Source organism: Kitasatospora sp. NPDC036755 (assembly GCF_040636595.1).
GTDB lineage: Bacteria > Actinomycetota > Actinomycetes > Streptomycetales > Streptomycetaceae > Kitasatospora.
The window spans coordinates 30,123-47,599 of record NZ_JBEZUT010000024.1; the positions used below are offsets into that span (position 1 = coordinate 30,123).

At 73.9% G+C, this 17,477-nt stretch carries 10 protein-coding genes and 1 pseudogene; all 11 read right to left on the reverse strand.

Annotated features, from left to right (window positions below):
- Nucleotides 1–54: 54 nt before the first annotated feature.
- On the reverse strand, nt 55–2,289 hold the full coding sequence (locus tag AB0E96_RS06100) for a hypothetical protein (protein WP_359819109.1): 2,235 nt from the start codon (nt 2,287–2,289) through the stop codon (nt 55–57).
- Entirely contained in the window at nt 2,286–6,029 is a 3,744-nt protein-coding gene (locus tag AB0E96_RS06105; RefSeq protein ID WP_359819112.1) for a putative baseplate assembly protein, read from the reverse strand. The genes AB0E96_RS06100 and AB0E96_RS06105 overlap by 4 nt, the downstream gene beginning before the upstream one ends.
- Nucleotides 6,026–9,292, reverse strand: a complete 3,267-nt coding sequence (locus AB0E96_RS06110) for a putative baseplate assembly protein (protein WP_359819115.1) — start codon at nt 9,290–9,292, stop codon at nt 6,026–6,028. Before AB0E96_RS06110 ends, AB0E96_RS06105 begins: the two co-directional genes overlap by 4 nt.
- Nucleotides 9,289–9,696: a GPW/gp25 family protein gene (locus AB0E96_RS06115; protein ID WP_359819118.1), complete on the reverse strand. Its 408-nt coding sequence runs from the start codon at nt 9,694–9,696 to the stop codon at nt 9,289–9,291. Before AB0E96_RS06115 ends, AB0E96_RS06110 begins: the two co-directional genes overlap by 4 nt.
- A 64-nt stretch (nt 9,697–9,760) precedes the next feature.
- Nucleotides 9,761–10,093 carry a hypothetical protein gene (locus tag AB0E96_RS06120; protein ID WP_359819120.1) on the reverse strand — a complete coding sequence of 111 codons (333 nt, stop codon included), beginning with the start codon at nt 10,091–10,093 and terminating at the stop codon, nt 9,761–9,763.
- Between the two features lie 14 nt (nt 10,094–10,107).
- Nucleotides 10,108–10,617, reverse strand: a complete 510-nt coding sequence (locus AB0E96_RS06125; RefSeq protein WP_359819123.1) for a phage baseplate assembly protein V — start codon at nt 10,615–10,617, stop codon at nt 10,108–10,110.
- A gap of 68 nt (nt 10,618–10,685) precedes the next feature.
- On the reverse strand, nt 10,686–11,843 hold the full coding sequence (locus AB0E96_RS06130) for a hypothetical protein (RefSeq protein WP_359819126.1): 1,158 nt from the start codon (nt 11,841–11,843) through the stop codon (nt 10,686–10,688).
- Entirely contained in the window at nt 11,836–12,189 is a 354-nt protein-coding gene (locus AB0E96_RS06135; protein ID WP_359819129.1) for a hypothetical protein, read from the reverse strand. The genes AB0E96_RS06130 and AB0E96_RS06135 overlap by 8 nt, the downstream gene beginning before the upstream one ends.
- Nucleotides 12,186–12,833, reverse strand: a complete 648-nt coding sequence (locus AB0E96_RS06140; RefSeq protein WP_359819131.1) for a hypothetical protein — start codon at nt 12,831–12,833, stop codon at nt 12,186–12,188. Before AB0E96_RS06140 ends, AB0E96_RS06135 begins: the two co-directional genes overlap by 4 nt.
- Nucleotides 12,830–13,426, reverse strand: coding sequence for a hypothetical protein (locus AB0E96_RS06145; RefSeq protein ID WP_359819134.1), 597 nt, complete (start codon nt 13,424–13,426; stop codon nt 12,830–12,832). Before AB0E96_RS06145 ends, AB0E96_RS06140 begins: the two co-directional genes overlap by 4 nt.
- Nucleotides 13,427–13,461: 35 nt before the next feature.
- Nucleotides 13,462–17,477 (reverse strand): annotated as a pseudogene (locus AB0E96_RS06150) (hypothetical protein); the annotation flags it as partial.

The window sequence follows — 17,477 nt, forward strand, 5'->3', positions numbered from 1 at the left end:
GGTCCCTCTCACAGTCAACGGTCGTCAGTCGGTGGGGAGTTGCTCAGGGGTCGGTCAGGTGGCGAAGAAGATCCCGGCGTCGGTGCCGGCCGGGGTGTACTCGGCCAGCCGCGCCCGCAGGTTGTCCTCGCGCTGGGGCTGGAACAGGTCGTGGAAGGCGCCGAGTTCGGAGCGGTCCTCGGCGCCGCGGGTGATCTCCGGTGCGCAGTCGGCGGCCGGCCGGCCGTACGCGGGCGTGCCGTACCGGAGGGAGGCGAACAGCGGGCGGACCCGCGCGGTCTCCACCTCGCGCAGCCGGGCGGCCTGCGCGGGGTCCAGTTCGCCGCGCTCGACCAGCTCGGTGACCGCCGAGCGCACCAGGTCGGGCTGGCACTCGTAGCGGCGCGGGGTGCGCGAGCCCGGGGGGACGTAGCAGAACCGCAGGCAGCCGAGCGAGCGGCGGGCCACCCGCATCCGCCCGGTGAAGACGCTGTCCTCGGCGAGCGGCACCGCGTGGGTGTGCACCTCGCCGACCACCGTGGAGCGGTGCGCGTGCAGCAGCGCGTGGGCGTGCTCGCAGTCGGGGCCGGCGAGGGCCGGCCGCCCGTGCCCGGTGGCGTCCAGGACGCTGTCGGCGAGGTGGACCTCCAGCGGGTCGTCGTCCACCTCGTCGCCGACGACCTGGATCGCGCCCAGGATGCTGCGCTCGATCCGGACGCAGGCCGTGGTGTGGTCCAGCACCAGGCTGGGCTCGTGCGGCGCGTGCGGTTCGCAGTGCGGTTCCAGCGACCAGCCCGGCACCAGGGTGCAGTGCCGCAGGGTGACGGAGGCCAGCGGCCCGGTGACGTTGACCCCGCGTCCGGTGATCAGCAGGCCGTCGAGGACCAGCCGCCCGCCCGGGCACACGCCCCGGACGTTGAGCGCGTCCGGCCGGTTGCTGTACCAGTCGAGCAGCCGGATCACCGGCCGGGCGCCCTCGGCGGCGCGCAGTTCGAGGCGGTCGTCGGCGCCCAGGTCGAAGTCCAGCTGCTCCTGGTAGGCGCCGCTGTGGGTGATCTCGATGACGGCGGAGCCGCCGGCGCTGCCGTCCTGCTGGTCGGCGCGCCACTGCTCGTAGGCGTCGTTGATCCGCTCGTACGGCCCGCCGGGGCCGACCGGGTAGACCGTCCGGTGGCGGGCCGCCGGGCGGTCGCGCGGGTACTCCCCGCCGCCGGTGTCGTCGCTGAACGCGTAGTGGTAGTCGACCCGGACGCCGCGGCGCGGGGCGGAGCGGGAGCCGAAGGCGATCCGGCCGAGCAGCGGGTCGACGGCGACCTGGCCGCGCCTGGGCCGGTACGTCCAGTCGGTCAGGTCGGCCACCGTGATCTCCGCGGGCGGGATCGGCTCCTGGGCGCCGTCGCGCCAGATGGCGAAGCTCCTGCCGGGCCCGTAGAGGTCGGGCAGGTGCTCGGCGAGCTGCCGGCGCCGGATCGGGGCCGGCACGTTGTCGGGCTCCGCGATGTGGGCCGCCGACGGCTCCGGCTCGGGCCGGGTGACCAACTGGGTGTCGTTGCCGAGGACGGAGAAGGTGAACAGGTTCCTGGCCCGGTCGATGCAGTAGGCCGGCGCGCGGGTGACGGAGTAGGGCTTCAGCCGCCAGACGTACAGGGCGACCCCGGCCGGGGTGTACCCGCCCGGGCGGCGGGTGGAGGCGGCCCGGCGGACGTCGACGGTGTGCGCATGTTCGTCGAACGGCCCGCCGAGCAGGTCGAGTTCGGCGCCGCGCCGGACGTCGACCAGTCGGCCCCGGCCCAGCCGCCGGCGGTCGGCCGGCTCCTCGTCGGGGCGCAGCAGCCGCACCGGCTGGGTGGCGCCGAGCAGCCGGGAGAGTTCCACGGCCCGGGCCGGCCAGTCGGCGACGGAGGCGGAGAGCTCCTCCAGCAGGGCGAGCGTGCCCTTGCGCCGGCGGTGGGCGACGGTGTTCGCGACGTCCTGCCGCGGCGCCAGCCGGGCGGCGAGGCGGTCGCGGGCCGCGGCCCGGTCCGGGGAGGCGCCGCCGTGCAGGCCGGTGGCGAGCACCTCCTCGTAGCCGGGCAGGATCCGGTAGCCGACCAGGTCGCCGAGGTAGGCGACCGCCCAGTCGGCGGCGGTCTCCACGAACCAGTCCCGGTAGCCCTGGTCGATGCCGCCGCGGACGACGTCGACCTGTTCGGCGATGACGGCCAGCAGCGCGCGCAGCGGCTCGCCCTCGTCGGCGTCCCGCAGCCGGTGCCACCGCGGCAGCAGTTCCAGCAGCCCGTCCGGGTCCCGGCCGTCCCACTGCTCGGTCATGCGCGGATCTCCTTGAGGATCAACGTGTCGGGCAGGTTCGGTGACAGTACGGCGAGTCGGGCCGGGCGGATGCCGCGGAACACCGTCAGCACCCGGCCGGGGGGCAGCGGGCGGGTGTCGGTGACGTCCGGGTTGAGGCGCAGCAGCTCCGCGACCGGAATGCCGTGCCGGGCGGCGACGTCGGTGAGCGTCTCCCCGGTGGACTCCCGTACCCGGTAGCGCTGTTCGTCGAAGTGGGCGAGGTGGGCGGGGACGGTCCGCTGTGGCGTGGCGAGCCGGTCGGCCAGCTGCTCCAGGCCCTCCGGGGTGATCCCGGCGGGTACGCCGGTGAAGGCGTCGACCTCGACCCGGTCGACGCCGGGGACGGCCTGGGCGACGGCCAGCACCTCGGACAGGTGGGCGCTCTGGCCGAGCCGGCGTCCGGCGAAGCCGAGCCGTTCGAGCAGGGCGCGGCGCAGCGCCGGTTCGACCACGTCCCAGGAGTGGTCCGGGTCGACCCGGACGCGCACCGCGACGATCAGCAGGACGAGTTCGCGCACCGCGACCTCGACGGGCAGCCGCGGGTCGCCGTAGGCGGCGAGCGAGGCCTGCAGGGCGCGGAGCAGGTCGGAGTCGGCGGCGAGCGGGATGTCGTCGATCCCGGCCACCGTGACGTGGACGAGCTCGCGCCGGCCGTCCGAGAGCCGGGTGGCGGAGGCACGCCCGATGCCGGCCCGGGAGCGGGTGAAGTCCTCGTAGTCGGGCACCGAGACCAGCCGGTCCAGGGCGGTGACGGCGAGCGGGACGGTGTGCCGGGCGAGGTCGGGGCCGTCCGGGCCGGCGCCGCCGGTGGCGGGCAGCGGGTTGACGACGGCGGAGACGCCGAGCGGGCGGGTGGTGAGCTGGGTGATCCGGCCGGCGCCGACGTTGCCCGCCTCGCCGATGCCGATCCGGTAGCGGGCGCGGACGTTCTCCCGCCCGGTGGGCAGGCGCGAACCGTGCACGCCGTCGCCGAAGGTGACGGTGGTGCGTCCGTTGTCGCCGGTGCCGGTGGCGTAGACCCGTTCGTCGGCGCCGCGCCCGGCGAGGCTGTCGACCTCGTGCCAGAGCACCCCGTCGACCCGGATCTCCAGGGTGCTCCGGGCGCCCCCGGGGGTGTCGGCGGCCAGCCAGGTGAGCGGCGACTGCCAGAGGGTGAAGCGCTGACCCGGGACGCCGGCGTCGCCGCTGCCGATGGCCTCGTCGCGGGTGGCGCCCTGGGTGGCGCGGACCACGTTGCCGAGGACCTGGACGGTGTCGCGGCGGTAGCGGTGGGCGAGGCGGGCGCTGAGCGTGATCGTGGTGCGGACGGTGTCCCCGGGCAGCCGCGGGTCGACGCCCTGCTCGACGCCGGCGATCATGGCGAGTTCGGTGCCCCGCACTCCGGTGCTGCCCGGGATGTCGGTCCGTTCGCCGCCGACCACGATCCACCGGCCGGGGGTCAACCCGTCGTAGAGCCGGGCGAGTTCGATCCGGTCGCCGTGGACGTCCTCGGTGACGGGCTCGTCGGCGAGGCGCAGCGACTCGCCGCGGGCGTACACGGTGGCGTCCCGGATGTCCGAGAGCTGGGTGTCCTTGTCGTCCAACCAGGGCTGCTGCAGGGACAGTTCGGTGACCTTTCCGGTGATGCCGAAGTCGGCGCGGGAGATCACCCGCACGTCGGTCACCCGGGTGATGACCTCGGCGAGGTCGCGGCTGCCGGGAATGCCGCCGTCGATGCCCTTGCGCGGGCGCTGGATCACCACCCAACTGCCGGGCGCGATCTGGTCGTACACGGCGTCGAGGGTGAGGACGGTGCCGGAGACGGGCTGCAGCTTGGTGGTGAACACCACCTCGACCGCGGGCGCCGTCTGGTCGGTGCCGGCGTAGCGGTGCAGCCGGACGTTCAGCTCGCCGGACTCGCCGGTCTGCTCCTGGCCCGGGTCGAGCAGGTGGTCGAGTGCGGGGCCGGGCCCGCCGTCGATCCGCACGTGGACGCGGCCGTCGGCCCGCGGGCGGGAGATGAAGACGGTGCGTTCGGGCAGCTTGGCCAGGAACCGGGCGCTGATGCCGGGTTCCGGGGCGGGGGCGGGCACGGCGGCGTGCGGGTCCGGCTGCGGAGGGTCGACGGTGGTCAGCGCGACCTGGCCGGGCCCGAACGGGAAGGTGTGGTCCCACGGCAGCGAGAAGCCGCTGTGCACCAGGCTGCCGGCCTCGACGTAGGTGAAGTCGGCGGTCTTCGGGACGGTGCCGGCGGTGTCGAAGGCGACCCGGACGCCGACCAGGGTGCTGCCGGAGAGCGGCCAGTCCACGTAGCGGTCGATCCGGCCGTCGTCGCCGAAGACGGGCTTGAGCGGCGCGGTGGCGCCGAACGGGGTGGCGACCACCCGCATCGCCTGGATCTCGTGCACGGCGAGCGGTGCCGTCAGGTCGACCTGCCGCCACGCGGGGTAGAGGCCCTCGCGCAGCCGGGGGTCGAGCGCGGACAGCAGTTGCGCGCCGAGGTCCGAGCCGGGCGCGAAGAGGCGCCGCGGGTCGCGGGCGAGGTCCCGGGCGCTGAGCGGGGGCCGGGTGGGGGCGGTGCGCAGCGCCGCCAGCAGCGGGCCGAGTCCGCGCAGCGCCGGGTCGGCGGCGCCGGGGGCGGGCTTCTCGGGGGCCTGCGCGGGCTCCAGCTGGTGGGCGCGGTCGCGCAGGCCGGCCAGTTCGTCGCCGAGCCGGCCGAACCAGGCGGCGACCGGCTGCTGGGCGCGGGCCAGTTCGGCGGCCTCGGCGGTCCGGACGATCACCGGGGCGAGCCGGTCGGCGAAGTCGGCCGGAGTGCCCAGCGGGCCGTCCGGCCGGTCGAGGTCGGCGCGCAGCGGGGCCAGCACCTGGTCGTCGAAGTCCCGCAGGATCCGGCTGTGCCCGGGCCGGGGGTCGGGGGCGTCCTCGGAGACGGTGATCCAGGCCGCGAGTTCGGCGCGCAGGTCCTTGAGGGTGCGCAGGTCCCGGGGCAGTCCGATCACCGTGACGTCGTTCTCGCGGTCGAGCCGTACTTCGGGGACGAGCCGCAGCACCCGGTGGACCGGATCGGCGGCCTTGTCGGCGCTGAAGACGAACAGCAGCCGGTCGCCGGCCCTGATGTTGTTGGCGGTGCCGGCGGCGAACAGCTCGGCCCGTCCGCCGGGGTTCAGCAGGCCGGGCGTCAGCTGGTACGGGCGGCGGCGCAGTACGGCCAGTTCGTTCCAGGCCGCGCGGGCGGCGAGGTCCTCGGCGGTCTCGAAGGACTGCGGGTCCTCGCCGGGGCCGGGGACGCTCTGGCTGCGGGCACCGCGCGGGACGACCACGGTCGGGTCCTCGGCGGCGCGCGGGTCGTGGTCGAGGGTGTAGGCGAGGTAGGTGTCGGCGGCGACGCCGGGCCGGGGCCGGTGCCCGACCAGCCGGCCGAGCAGGGTGAGCGAGCCGTCCTCGGTGGCGGTGCGCAGGTAGCCCTCGTTGGCGATCCGCTCCGAGTAGAAGGTGAGCACGTCGGCGAGCACGGCCCAGGCGTCCAGCAGGGCGATCGCCGGGTCGTCCGGGGTGCGGACCGTCAGGTCGCGCAGCGCCGGGTGGGCGGGGCCGGACAGCCGCGCGAGCAGGCTGTCGAGGAAGTCCCCGTAGCGGCCGACGCGGTAGTCGAGGGCGTCCAGTCCGGGCGGGTTGAACAGCGCGGCCGGGGTCGCGGTGGCGGTGCCGGAGCAGCCGCAGGTGCACTGGCCGGTCATCGGCCGCCTCCGATCACGATCGAGAGCCGGCCGTGCTCCGGCCGGTCGGGGTCGTTGTCGCACTCGGCGATCTCCAGCGCGCCGAGCCGCAGCAGTCCGTCGGCCGGTCCGCCGTCGTCCCGGCCGAACTGCCGGCGCAGCCGGGTGACCTGCGCGTCGACCACGCCCGGCACGGCGGCGGCCGCCGCCACCAGCCGGGAGGCGCGCACCGGGTCGCCGAAGTCCAGCGCGTCCGGGTGGAAGAAGCCGGGCCGGCCGTCCGGCCGGGTGCGGTTGCCCAGGACCCGCCGCAACTCGGCGAGGACGTGGCCGCGTTGGTGGCCGGCGGCGACGCAGACCCGCAGTTCGACGTCGAGCGGCACCAGCAGGGCGGGGCGGACGACCAGGTCGTGGCCGATCCGCCGGTACGCCTCCAGGCCGTCGCCGACCGCCTCCAGCAGGGCGGTGTCCGCGGTGGCCTGCCCGCGGGGTTCGACGGCGACGTGGACCTCCTGGACGCTGCCGGTCCAGCGGAGTTCGGCGGCGGCCCGCCGGACGCCGGGCAGCGCGGCGGCCAGCTCCGCGTAGTCGGCGGCGGTGACGGCGCGCAGCCGGGTGCGGCTCAGCGCGAGCGGGGCCGCCTGCCGGACCTCGTCGAGCGGTTCGGGCTCGGTGCCGCCGGTCGCGGGCAGCGGGTTGCGGACCCGGAGCACCGCGTCCTGCGGCCGGGCGGCGGTGTCGGTGCGGGCGGTGTCGGTACGGGTGGTGCCGGGGCGGGCGGTGTCGGGGCGGGCGGGGCAGGGCGGCTGCTCCCGGCAGACCACCAGGTGGTTGACGGCCTCCGCGCCCACGTTCCCGGCTGTGCCGTTGCCGATCCGGTACGAGACCCGCAGCTCCGTGCCGGGCCGCGGCGGCAGACCGTGGCGGCCGTCGCCGAAGCGCAGGGCGAGGCGGCCGTCGTCCTCCGGCTCGCCCACGAAGTTCCGGTCCCGCGGTCCGGCGGAGAGCAGGTCCCGGCGGGGTGTCCACTCCCGGTCCTCGGAGGTGGCCCGGACGCCGGGCAGCGCGGTGCGCGGGTCCTGGACGGTGATCCCGCTCGCCGGGCCGGCCAGGGCGGGGGTGTCGGGGGCGAGCCCGGCGGCGTACCGGGGGCCCCAGCTCTGGGCCACCTCCCAGACGGCGGGCGGCCCGAGCGGCACGCCGGAGCGGGCGCGCGCGATCAGCACGTCGAGGCGGCGCAGCTTGGCGGCGAGCAGCCGGGCGCGGCGGGCCAGCAGCTCGCGCAGCCCGGCGGCGGGCCGCTCGGCGAGGTTCAGCCCCTGGACCGTCCGGGCGCCGAACAGCACGGTCAGTTCGGCGAGTTCGGCGCGGGAGAGGTCGTGGCCGCGGCTCGCCCGGTGCCACAGCTCCTCCAGCCGCTGCCGGACGCGCTCGGGGACACCGGCGAGCAGGGCGGCCTGGCCGGCGCTGACGTGGGCGCGGTCCGGGTAGAGCACGGCCCGGGTGACCGGCGCCTGGTCCAGCACCGGGCGGAAGGGCCGCGGCAGGACGGGGTAGCGGGTCTGGTCGAGCAGCGTCTCCAGCGCCGCGGCCTGGGCGTCGGCGGTGGGCGGCTCGACGACCGCTCCCGAGCCGTCCCCGCCATCGGCGCCGGAGCCGGGCGCGAGCCGGATGCTCAGCCCGGCCCGCAGCACCGCCGCCTCGCCGACCAGCGCGTACAGCTCGCGGACCTCCTCCGGGCCGAGCCTGCGGCCGGAGCGGGCCCGGTCGAGCAGCCCGTGGATCGCCTCGGCGGCGGGGCTGCCCTCCGCCCGGTCCGCGCAGCCGGAGCCGCCCGGCCCGCAGGGCGCCACCACGACCGGCTCCGGCGGCACCGGGAAGGTCTCGGGTGCCGCGCCGCAGAAGGTGAGGGTGCGGCCGTGGTCGACCAGGGCGACGTTGCCCCGGGCGACACTGACGTCGTCGATCGGCCCGCAGTCGCTCCCGCCGTGCGTGGAGAGGCAGACCGGGAAGGTGAGCGCGTCCTCGGGCGCCCAGGCGACCTCGACCACGGGCTGCCCGTACAGCTCGTCGACGAGACGGGTGACCTCGGTGAGGCGGACGGCCTGGCGGTGCGCGGGGTCGGCGTCGGCGGCGGCGCCGGTGCGCGGGCCGAGCACCTCCTCGATGACCAGCAGGTCGCCGGGGCGCAGCGCCAGGTGCCGGGTGCGGGCCTCCGGACGGTCGGACGGGTGCCAGTCGTCGCGCAGGGTGGCGCCGGTCGCGCCGCGGGGCAGGACGCAGTCCTGGTCGCCCCAGGTCCAGAACCGGATGGTGTTGTGCGCGGGGCGCAGCTCCAGGTCCGTCCCGCCGAGCGGCTCGAACACCTCGACGGCGGCGGTGCGGCCGAGCGCGTCCAGCTCCTCGTCCGGGATCACCGTGGACAGGTCGGGGCGGTCCTGCGGGGCGAGCCGGCCGGTGTCGACGGCGGCGAAGCGGAAGGTGCCGCGCCGGAGGGTGAGCGGGCGGTCCGTCGACAGCGCGACGAACGCCCGGGCGTTGCAGCCCTCGTGCACGGTGTAGTCGATCAGCCGGGCGTGCCGGCGCACCGACACCCGGCGGCGGGCGGTGTCCAGGTAGGCCTCGGTGGCCACCGCGTCCTGCTGGTAGGAGAGTTGGTCGGCGGTGTAGGCGAGCAGCTCGACCAGGGTGATGCCGAGGTCGGGCAGGTGCCGCTCGGTCCAGCCGGGAGCGGTCAGGCTCATCCGGTCCAGCACGAGCCGCCGCAGGCTCTCGTAGTCGCGGGCGGTGTAGTCGATCACCGGGGCCGGACGGCGCGCGGACGGGCAGTCCTCCTCGGTGCGGCAGTCGTAGGGGGAGGGGCAGTCGGCGCCGAAGGAGAAGCCGGTGCTCGCGTACCTCGGGTCGAAGCCGGGGTACGGGCGGGTGCCCGGGCGGCCGTAGGCGTCCGCCTCGACGACGCTCAGCCGGTAGCGGGAGGTGTCGCCGGCCCGGTCGAGGGTGACCAGCATCCGGTCGTCCAGCTCCGGGTCGTCGGCGCGCTCGATGTCGACCGCGAGGGCGCGCAGGCCGGTGATCCGGCGGCCCCCGTCGACGCGGATGTTCTCCGGGCCCAGCTCGGCCGGCGCCCGGCCGAGGAAGGTCACGTCCAGCGTGCGCCCGTCGCCGTCCGGTTCGGCGCCGTCCAGGCCCAGCAGGTGCGCCGCGCGCACGTCGGCGCGGCGCGGCTCCGTGCCGCACCGGGCCCCCGCGGACCGCCCGGTCGCCTCGGATCGGCCGGTCATGCCGCCACCCCGCCCTCGAACACGTCCTGCCGCGGCGAACCGGTGCGGCGCACCACGTACGCCAGCTCGACCCGCACCACGTTGTCCTCGCTCTCCACGTCGAGCGAGGCGACCTCGATCACGTCGCCGAGCCACCGCTGCAGCGCCGCCTGGACGGACAGCTGCAGGGTGGCCGCCAGCTCCGGGCTGTTCGGGGCGAAGACCAGGTCGAGCAGCCCGCAGCCGAAGTCCGGGTGCATGACCCGCTCGCCGGGGCTGGTGAACAGCAACTGCTCGATCAGGTCGCGCACGTGGTCGTCGTACCCGACCTCGGCGGTGCGCCCCCGGCTGTCGATCCGGAAGGGGAACGCGAGGTCCGTGCGCGCCGGTCCGGCGCCGGTCGCGGGGTACCCGGGGGCGGTCATGCGCCCACCTCGCCGCGCCCGGCAGGGGCGTTCGCCCGTGCGCGCCCTTCGACGGTCCGCCCGCTCATGCGCCCACCGCCCGCTGCTGGACGACGGTCACGACCGGCGCCCCCTGCGGCACCTGCTCGGCGCTCTGGCAGAGCCCGACGGCGGACTGCGGCAGGGCGGGGGAGCCGTTCACCCGGATCCGGGCGGACGGCACCACCCAGCGGATCGTGACGCAGGGCTGCGGCTTGCCGGCCACGGTGAACGGGCAGCCGGTCACGGTGTACGGGTCGGCGGTGGCGGTGACGGCCTGGCCGGCGACCAGCGCCCGGGCCTGGGCGGGCCGGGCGGTCGCCTGGCCGCCGTGCGGGCAGGTCACCGTCGCATTGACGTGCAGCAGATTTCCGGGCACGAGTCTCTCCCCCGTCAGGTCACGCTCAGGGCGTCCTGGTTGATGGAAACGGTGGCGCCGACGAGCGAGATCGAGGCGCCCTGGCCGTTGCTGATCCGGATGCCCGAGTCGTTGATCACGATCGAGGCCCCGCTCGGGGTGCGGAGGGTGATCCCGGTCGTCGGGTCGTCGGACAGGACGATCACCCGCCGCCCCGAGGTCTCCAACACCGTGTTCGGCACGCCCGGCGGGCCGGTCGTCGCCTCCACCGGCACCTCCGAGGCGGAGCCGTACCAGCAGCCCGTCCAGATCGGGTAGCTCTGGTCGCCCTGCTCGAACTCCACCCACACGCCCGCCCCGACCGGCGGAACGGCGTAGTGCCCCATGCCCGGACCGGCCACCGGGAAGCACGGCATCGCCCAGGTCGACGCGACGTCGCCCAGCACGTCGGGCACCTGGGCCTGGATGCGGCCGATCCCGAGCGGGTCGACGTTGTTCACCACCGTCCCCCGGAACTTGCCGAGGTAGCGGGTCGGTTCGGCCATGCTGGCAACTCCTGCCGGTCGGTCGGAGGTCGGTCGGTCGGAGGTCGGTTGGTCGGAGGTCGGGGCGGCTACGGGACGACGGCCGGTTGGAGGGCGATCAGGCCCTCGCGGGTCAGCGTGAAGTTCTGGGTGTACGAGCCGCGCCCGAGGTTGTGGGTCACGCTCTTGACGAAGTACAGGCCGTCGTAGGTGATCCCCGCCCCGCGGACGCCGACCAGCTCGCGCGGCCGCAGCACGTGCCCGTACCGCACGACGTCCAGTTGGCCGGAGCCCGTGACGGCGTCCGAGGAGGCCATCGCCTTCGCGAGGGTCTCGGCGACGGCCTGCGAGGAGTCCTTCTTCGCGGTGTCGGCGATGACCTTCTTCTTCAGCGCCGGCGCGGGCCGCAGCGCCAGCGGCGGGCGCAGGATGCTGACCTCCGGCACCGGCAGGACCGCGGACACCTTCGTCGCCGGGAGCTGGATGCGCGCCTCCGGCTCCTCCCGGGCGGTCCCGTCGAAGGCGAACGTCAGCTGGTCGACGTTGGACAGCGCGTCCATGTTCACGTTCAGCGCGTGCTGCGGGACGCCCAGCCGGTTCTCCGGCCCCCAGTAGGCGCGGCTCATCCCCGGGACGGGGCCGGGGTCGAGGTAGAACACGTACCCGTTGGCCTTCGCCAGCTCGTTGACGTACCCGAGGTCCGTGCCCTTCTGGAAGTCGATCCGCCGGGTGGGCATCGGCGTCTGCGGCACCAGCTCGGGGATCACCAGCGGGACGATGCCGTACTGCCCGTACTTCGCGATGATCGCGGCGACCCGGGCCGCCGGGGACATCGCGGGGAACGGCACGCCCGCCTGCTCCTCCAGGTCCATCAGCACCGTCAGGTCCTCGCCGGTCACGGTGAGCGTGGACTGCCCGGGCTGGTTGCTGATACCGACCTCCTGGCGGATGATCACCCCGTCCATCAGCACGGCCGGCGTACCGGTCACGGTCGCCGTCAGCACCACCCTGATCTTCGGGTCGAAGAAGCCGCCCGGCAGCAGCGCGGTGTTGATCAGCCCCTGCTTGGACAGGTCGAAGGCCAGCTGGAACCCGCTGCGCTGCCCGGACGCCACCGTGACCTGCGCCGACAGCAGCGCGTCCGTCACCGGCTGCGGCACCGGCACCGGCAACTGCGGGCCCATCAGCAGGCTCAAGTGGATCGACCCGACCGGCCCGGCCCCCGTCACCGCCGCGAGATCAGGCATTCCCCACCCCCGGCACCGCACCGGGCAGCGCCACCACCAGCCGCCGGCCCGGCGTCGCCGTCAACTCCCGCGGATCGAGCACCGGGTTGGCATCGGCGATCCGCCACCACTGGTCGGCGCTGCCCAGGTAGCGGTAGGCCAGCAGATCCGGGCGGTCACCGGCACCGACCGTGTGCTCGGCGAGCGGAGTCAGACCGTCCGCGCTCGGCAGCAACCGCCGCCTCAGGTAGGGCACCTGGCGTCCGTCCGCTTCCGCGTGCAACGCGACCGGAACGCCGTGGTACCGGCTGGTCAACGGATACGGCGAAGCCGCGGGCAGCGCGTTCAGCGCGTTGTCGATGGTCATCGGATTCCCCCTCCCAGGCCGAGCGCCCCCAGCCGACCGCCCGCCGCGGCGCCGACCAGACGCTCCTTCTGCGCCAGATGCGCGAGGTACAGCTCGGCGCCACGGTGGCCGGTCGGCAGATCGGTCACGGTCAGCACCCGCAGACCGATCGCGACGGCGGCCCTGATCGGATTGAGCTCGGTGTCGAACGCCTCTTCGGTGATGGTCAGTTCCGTCAGCCGCACGGGCAGGATCCGCTTGCTGCCCCAGGTGAACAGGGTCAGCGGCGCCTCGATCGGTGTGATCTCCAGCGTGCCCGACGCGGCCAGCCCCTGATTGGCCCTCAGCCGGTCGCTCGCCGGCTGCACCAGCAACTCCAGCGTGGCCAGCTGCGGATGGATCCCGTTCGGTGCCGGCACCTCCAACTGGTCCGTCGCGTCCAGCTCCGCCGTGAACTTCCACGTCTCCACGGCCGGCCCCTTCAGCCGCAACGCCTCCGTCCGGTCCCCGCTCCCGTCCGCCCCCGCCGCCTGCGGCGCCAACGACCGCTCCAGACTCTCCGGATTGAACTGCAGCACCACCACCCGCTGCGCCGTCCCCCGCTGGGCGTCCACGACCACCAGCCCGGCCCGCACGGGCTTGGGCACGTCCATGTACCCGGTCATCGCGCACCGGCCTGCGACTCGAAGGCCGCCGCGATGCTCGTGGCCCGCGACCGGATCCACTCCACCTGGTCGTGCGAAGCGATCTCCCTGATGCGAGGGAGGAACTGCCGGTAGCCGGTGTACGTCGCCGCCCACAGGCCCGCGAGCCGGACCTGGGCGTCGCTGTCGGTGTACGTCCCGCTGATCCTGCGGAACGTCTCCCCGTCGAACTCCGCGGGCGCGGCGAGCCCGATCCGCAGGGTGTTCCTGACCCGTTCGCGGGGCTCGTCGGCCTCGTCGAGTTGCCCGAACAGCTCCGGGAGAGTCCACGGCCGCAGCTGATCGAGGACCGGGCCCAGAAACGGCTCCACGGCGGATCGGCTCGGCCCGGCGAGGACGACGTAGCCGATTCCCGACGTGGCATCCACGACGTAGTGCAGCGAGACGTCGTCCGCGCCCAGCCAGATCAGCTGTCCGTCCAGACCCGCGTCCTTGTCGCGGGCGATCTCCTGGACCAGTTCCCAGCCGAGGTCGAGGGCAACGGCATCGACGTGTTCGGCGCCCACCCCGGGTCGCAGGACATGTCGGTCGGACTGGTAGTCGTACTCGGTCACGCTGGTCATCCTTCGTTGCAGTGAGCGGAACGCGGCTAGGCCGTCTTCCGGAGCTCGGCGAGGTACATCTCCTTCACGACGGCGCCGATCTTGGCGAAGAGCGCCTGCTTGACCCTCTCGTCCACCGGCTCGACGCTCTCCAGGTCGAACTCCTTGATGATGGCGGGAACCTTCTTGTCGATGCCGAAGTCCTTCATCCACGCGGCAACGGATCTGACGTGGCGATCCGCCAGTTTGTCGGCGTTCCTCAGGGGGCGCATTTCCCTGTTGTACCTGTTCTTCGACTGCTTGTTGAACTCCTTCACCTGCTCTCCGGTGACCGCCGGGTCCGCCCGCATCTCCTTCAGTTTGTTCACGTCGGCGGCCCGCTCCGCCTTGACCCGACTGCGCTCGCTCTCGATGGAACGGGTGCCGGCCAGGTCCTCGGTCAGCCATTCGCCGCCCTTCTCGGAGCCGGAGAAGGCGGCGGGAAGGGACTCGAAGATCCCCTTCAGGGTTGCGGGCTGGTTCTTTCCCCCCTTCTCCTTGACGAGGCGCTGCACCAGGAGGGCATTCGTCACCAGGGCCTGCGGATCGCGCTCGACCTCCTGACCGCCCAGCAGCCAGGCGGTCTTGAGCATGTCGGTCCGCTCCTTCTTCGGAATCCCGGGCGCTTGCTCCCTGCCGCGGAAGAAGTTGTCCATGAAGGCGACCTGGTCGTCCCATTGCTTTTTCTTCTTCAAGTCGTCGGGTATGCCGAGCGTCTTCTTTCCCTTCTGGGTCCTCGTCCGATAGAAGTGACTCAGCTGTTCCTCGGTCGAGTACCCCTCCCCGACGACCACCTTGTTGGCGGCTTTGTCACCCGACTGGGTGCGACGGAGCGATGCCACTTCCCCCTGCTCGTCCGGGAAGTCCAGGACATCCTGTTCCTGCTGCTTCAGTGGGGCGAGTGCCCGCGTCTTCCTGGTGATGGCCGGTGCCGGGACGGGCTCCCGCACGAGGTGCCGGGGAATGACGCCCGGCTGCTTCTGCGCGATGTCGACCTTCCCGCTCGCCGTCACGATCTCCGGGGAGTTCTCGATCTCGATGGCGAGCCGGTGGAGGAACTCCAGGACCTCGCGCTGCGGGATCGTCACGCGTTGCCCCCTGACGACCAGGTCCTCCGGGTTGAGAAGGGCGATGATCCCGAAGTGCTCCGTGCCGCGGACGGCCAGGTCCGAGAGCCGGTACCACGCGCGCATGCCGGCCAGCGCCGCCCGGAGCACCGGGCGCGGAACGCCACGGCCGAGCAGGCGTTCGACCTTCGGGCGGATCCTGGCCACGATCAGGTCCAGACGTTGCTTCTTCGCCTCCGGGGAGTTCTCCCGCTTGTGGCGTTCGGCGCGTTGCTGCTGTCGCTTCCGGTGCCAGTCGCGCAGGCGGTCGCGTTGTTTGCGGTAGGTGTCGCGGATGCGGTGGGCGCCGTTGGTGAGGGCGCGGCCGAGTTTGCTGTTGCGGAGTTTGCGGCCGAGGGCGTGGGCGGCGACGCGGACGCGGTTGAGGACCGCTCTGACGGTCTGGCGGGAGCGGTTGAGGGCGCGGCCGACGGTCGAGGTGGGGCGGCGGAGCGGGGTGGCCTTGGGGTGGGTGACCTCGCGGCGCGGGCGTCCGGTGGTGGTCTGCGGGCGGTGCTCGGCGCTGTGGACGGTGTGCCGGGCGGGGCCGGTGCGCGCGGGGCGGCCGCGGGTGGGGGAGGGGCGTCGGCGCAGGGCCCGGGTGGCCCGGCGCAGGCCTTCCCGGGCTTTGTTGACGGCCCGTCCGGCCGCCTTGCGGGTGCCCCGGCCGGCTTTGGCGAGGCCTTTGAGGATCTTCTGGGCGATGCCCTTGAGCTTGGTGCCGACGGCTTTGCCGGCCGCTTTGAGCTTGCTGAGCAGGAAGTTGGAGATGAAGTCGAGCAGTGCGACCACGCCTGCCGCGACGGCTTCGGCGAAGAGGCACGCGGCCGGCCCGGCTTTGACGGCCTTGAGGAAGGTGACGAATTTCCCGATCGCCGCGATGATCTTGCTGATGGTGTTCCAGGCGGCCATGAGGCCCTGGATGATCGTCATGATGGCGCCGGCCGCCGGCACGATCATCGAGACCAGCTTCTCGACGACGATCGAGACGATCATTCCGGGCAGTGCGGCCACGATCGCCTGCCAGGCCATCCGCCCGATCTGGGCCATCGAGATGCAGCCCTTGACCAGGACGTTGACGATGGTGGAGGTCAGGCCGACGACCGACTCGACCTTCTCGTCGAACCAGGTCCGCACCGCGCTCTTGACGGCGCCCCACAGGTGGTGTTGGATGCCGTCGACCGCGGCGGTGCCGAGCTTCTTCAGCCACCCGCCCGGGTCGGGGGCGATGTCGCCGATCAGGGCCGCGAATTCGCCGAAGACCGCGATCGCCTTCTGCACGAAGTCGATGGCGTCCATGACGGCCTTGCGGACGGCTTCGATGGCGGCCTTGAGCCCTGCCTCCAGCGCGTCCAGCAGCGCGTTCAGCCCGGCGGCCAGGGCGTCGAGGAGTCTGTTGACGGCGTTCTTGAGCTTGTCGGCCCACTCGTTGACCTTGGCGACGGCCTTGTCGCGCCACTCCTCGATCTTCCTGCGGAACTTGTCCCGCAGTTCGGGGAAGGCCGCCAGCAGGACGTCGCAGATCTTGATCAGCGCGTCCGCGAGCTTGTTGATCAGGTCGACGGCGAACTTCCGGGCCTGGTCGATCGCCCAGTTCGCGAACTTCCGGAAGCCGTCGATGATGTCGTTGATCAGGCCGCGGAAGAAGTCGAAGACCTTGGTGACGGCCTCGACCAGCGCGTCGAAGGCCGCTTTGACCTTGGACTTGACCCAGCCCCACCAGCCTTCGGACTCCTCCTTCTTGCGGTCCTTCTCCTTCTGGGCCTTCTCCTCGGCCTCCTTCCGCTTGTCCTGGATCTTCTGGTTGTCCTGCCGCTGCCGCTCCTGGACGTCCCGGTCCGTTCCGGTGCGCTTCCTGTCGATCTCGCCGGTCTTGTCCTTGTGTTCGGCGTCGGCGTCCTGGTCCGCGCCGGTGACCTTCTGGTCCTGTTCGGTGCGCCACTGCTCGCGTTCGGCCGTGACCTTGTCCGCCGCGTCGCCCCGTTCCCCGGCCTGGGCCCGGGCGTTGTCGGCGACCGCCTGGTCGATCTCGGCCTGGTTCTGCCGGCGGGCGTCGGCCTCGCCCTGCTTCTGCTTCGCCTGTTCGGTGCCCAGCCGGCCCTGGCCCTCGCCGACGGCGGCCTGGATCTGCGGTCCGCGCTCCTGCTGGGTGACGATGCCGATGCCCGGCTCGGCGTCGACGGCGCGTCCGGGGCCTGCGCCTGCGGGCCGGCCGCCGCCCCCGGGGACGGAGGCGGTGAGGGTCTCCTGCGGCACGTCCGGGTAGATCCGGTCCTCGCCCATCGGCTTGGCGGCGTCGTCCCGGCCGACGCCGAGGATCCTGGTGGAGCTGTCCTTGAGCTTCGCCGTCTGCCGGTCGGTGCGCGCCGGGTCGCTCTCGCCGGTCAGTTCGACGGCGGGTGCCCGGCCGACGGTGGTGTTGAGCGCCGGGTCGGTGGAGGGTACGCCGTCGACGGCGACCTGGGCCTGCTGCACCTCCTGCGCCGAGACCTGGTTGCCCGCGTCGTCGGCGACGTGCGGATCGGCGACCCGGTCGCCGGGGTTGCGGCCCTCGACCTTCTTCCGGTCGGCCTGCTGCTGCCCGCCGTCCGCGCCCTCCGGGCCGACCCGTTCCAGCCGCTCTGTCACCGCCTCGGCGGGCGGCGCGGCCTCCGGCGGGCCGGAGCTGGTCTGCGGGGCCCCGGACGGGCGCCGGACGGCCGGTGGGGCGCCCTGGAGCCGGGCGTGCTGCTCGCCGACCGTACGGTCCACCGAGCCGTCCACGCCGTCCAGGGTGGCGGCCATCTGATCGGGCGGCAGGCTCGCGGCGGTGGCGAGGGCGGCCTGCGGGTCCTGGCCGGAGACGTCGGGCGGGGCGGGTTTCTCCTGCTGCCGCGCGGGGGCCGCGCCCGCGGGCCCGCCCGCGCAGCCGCCGCCGG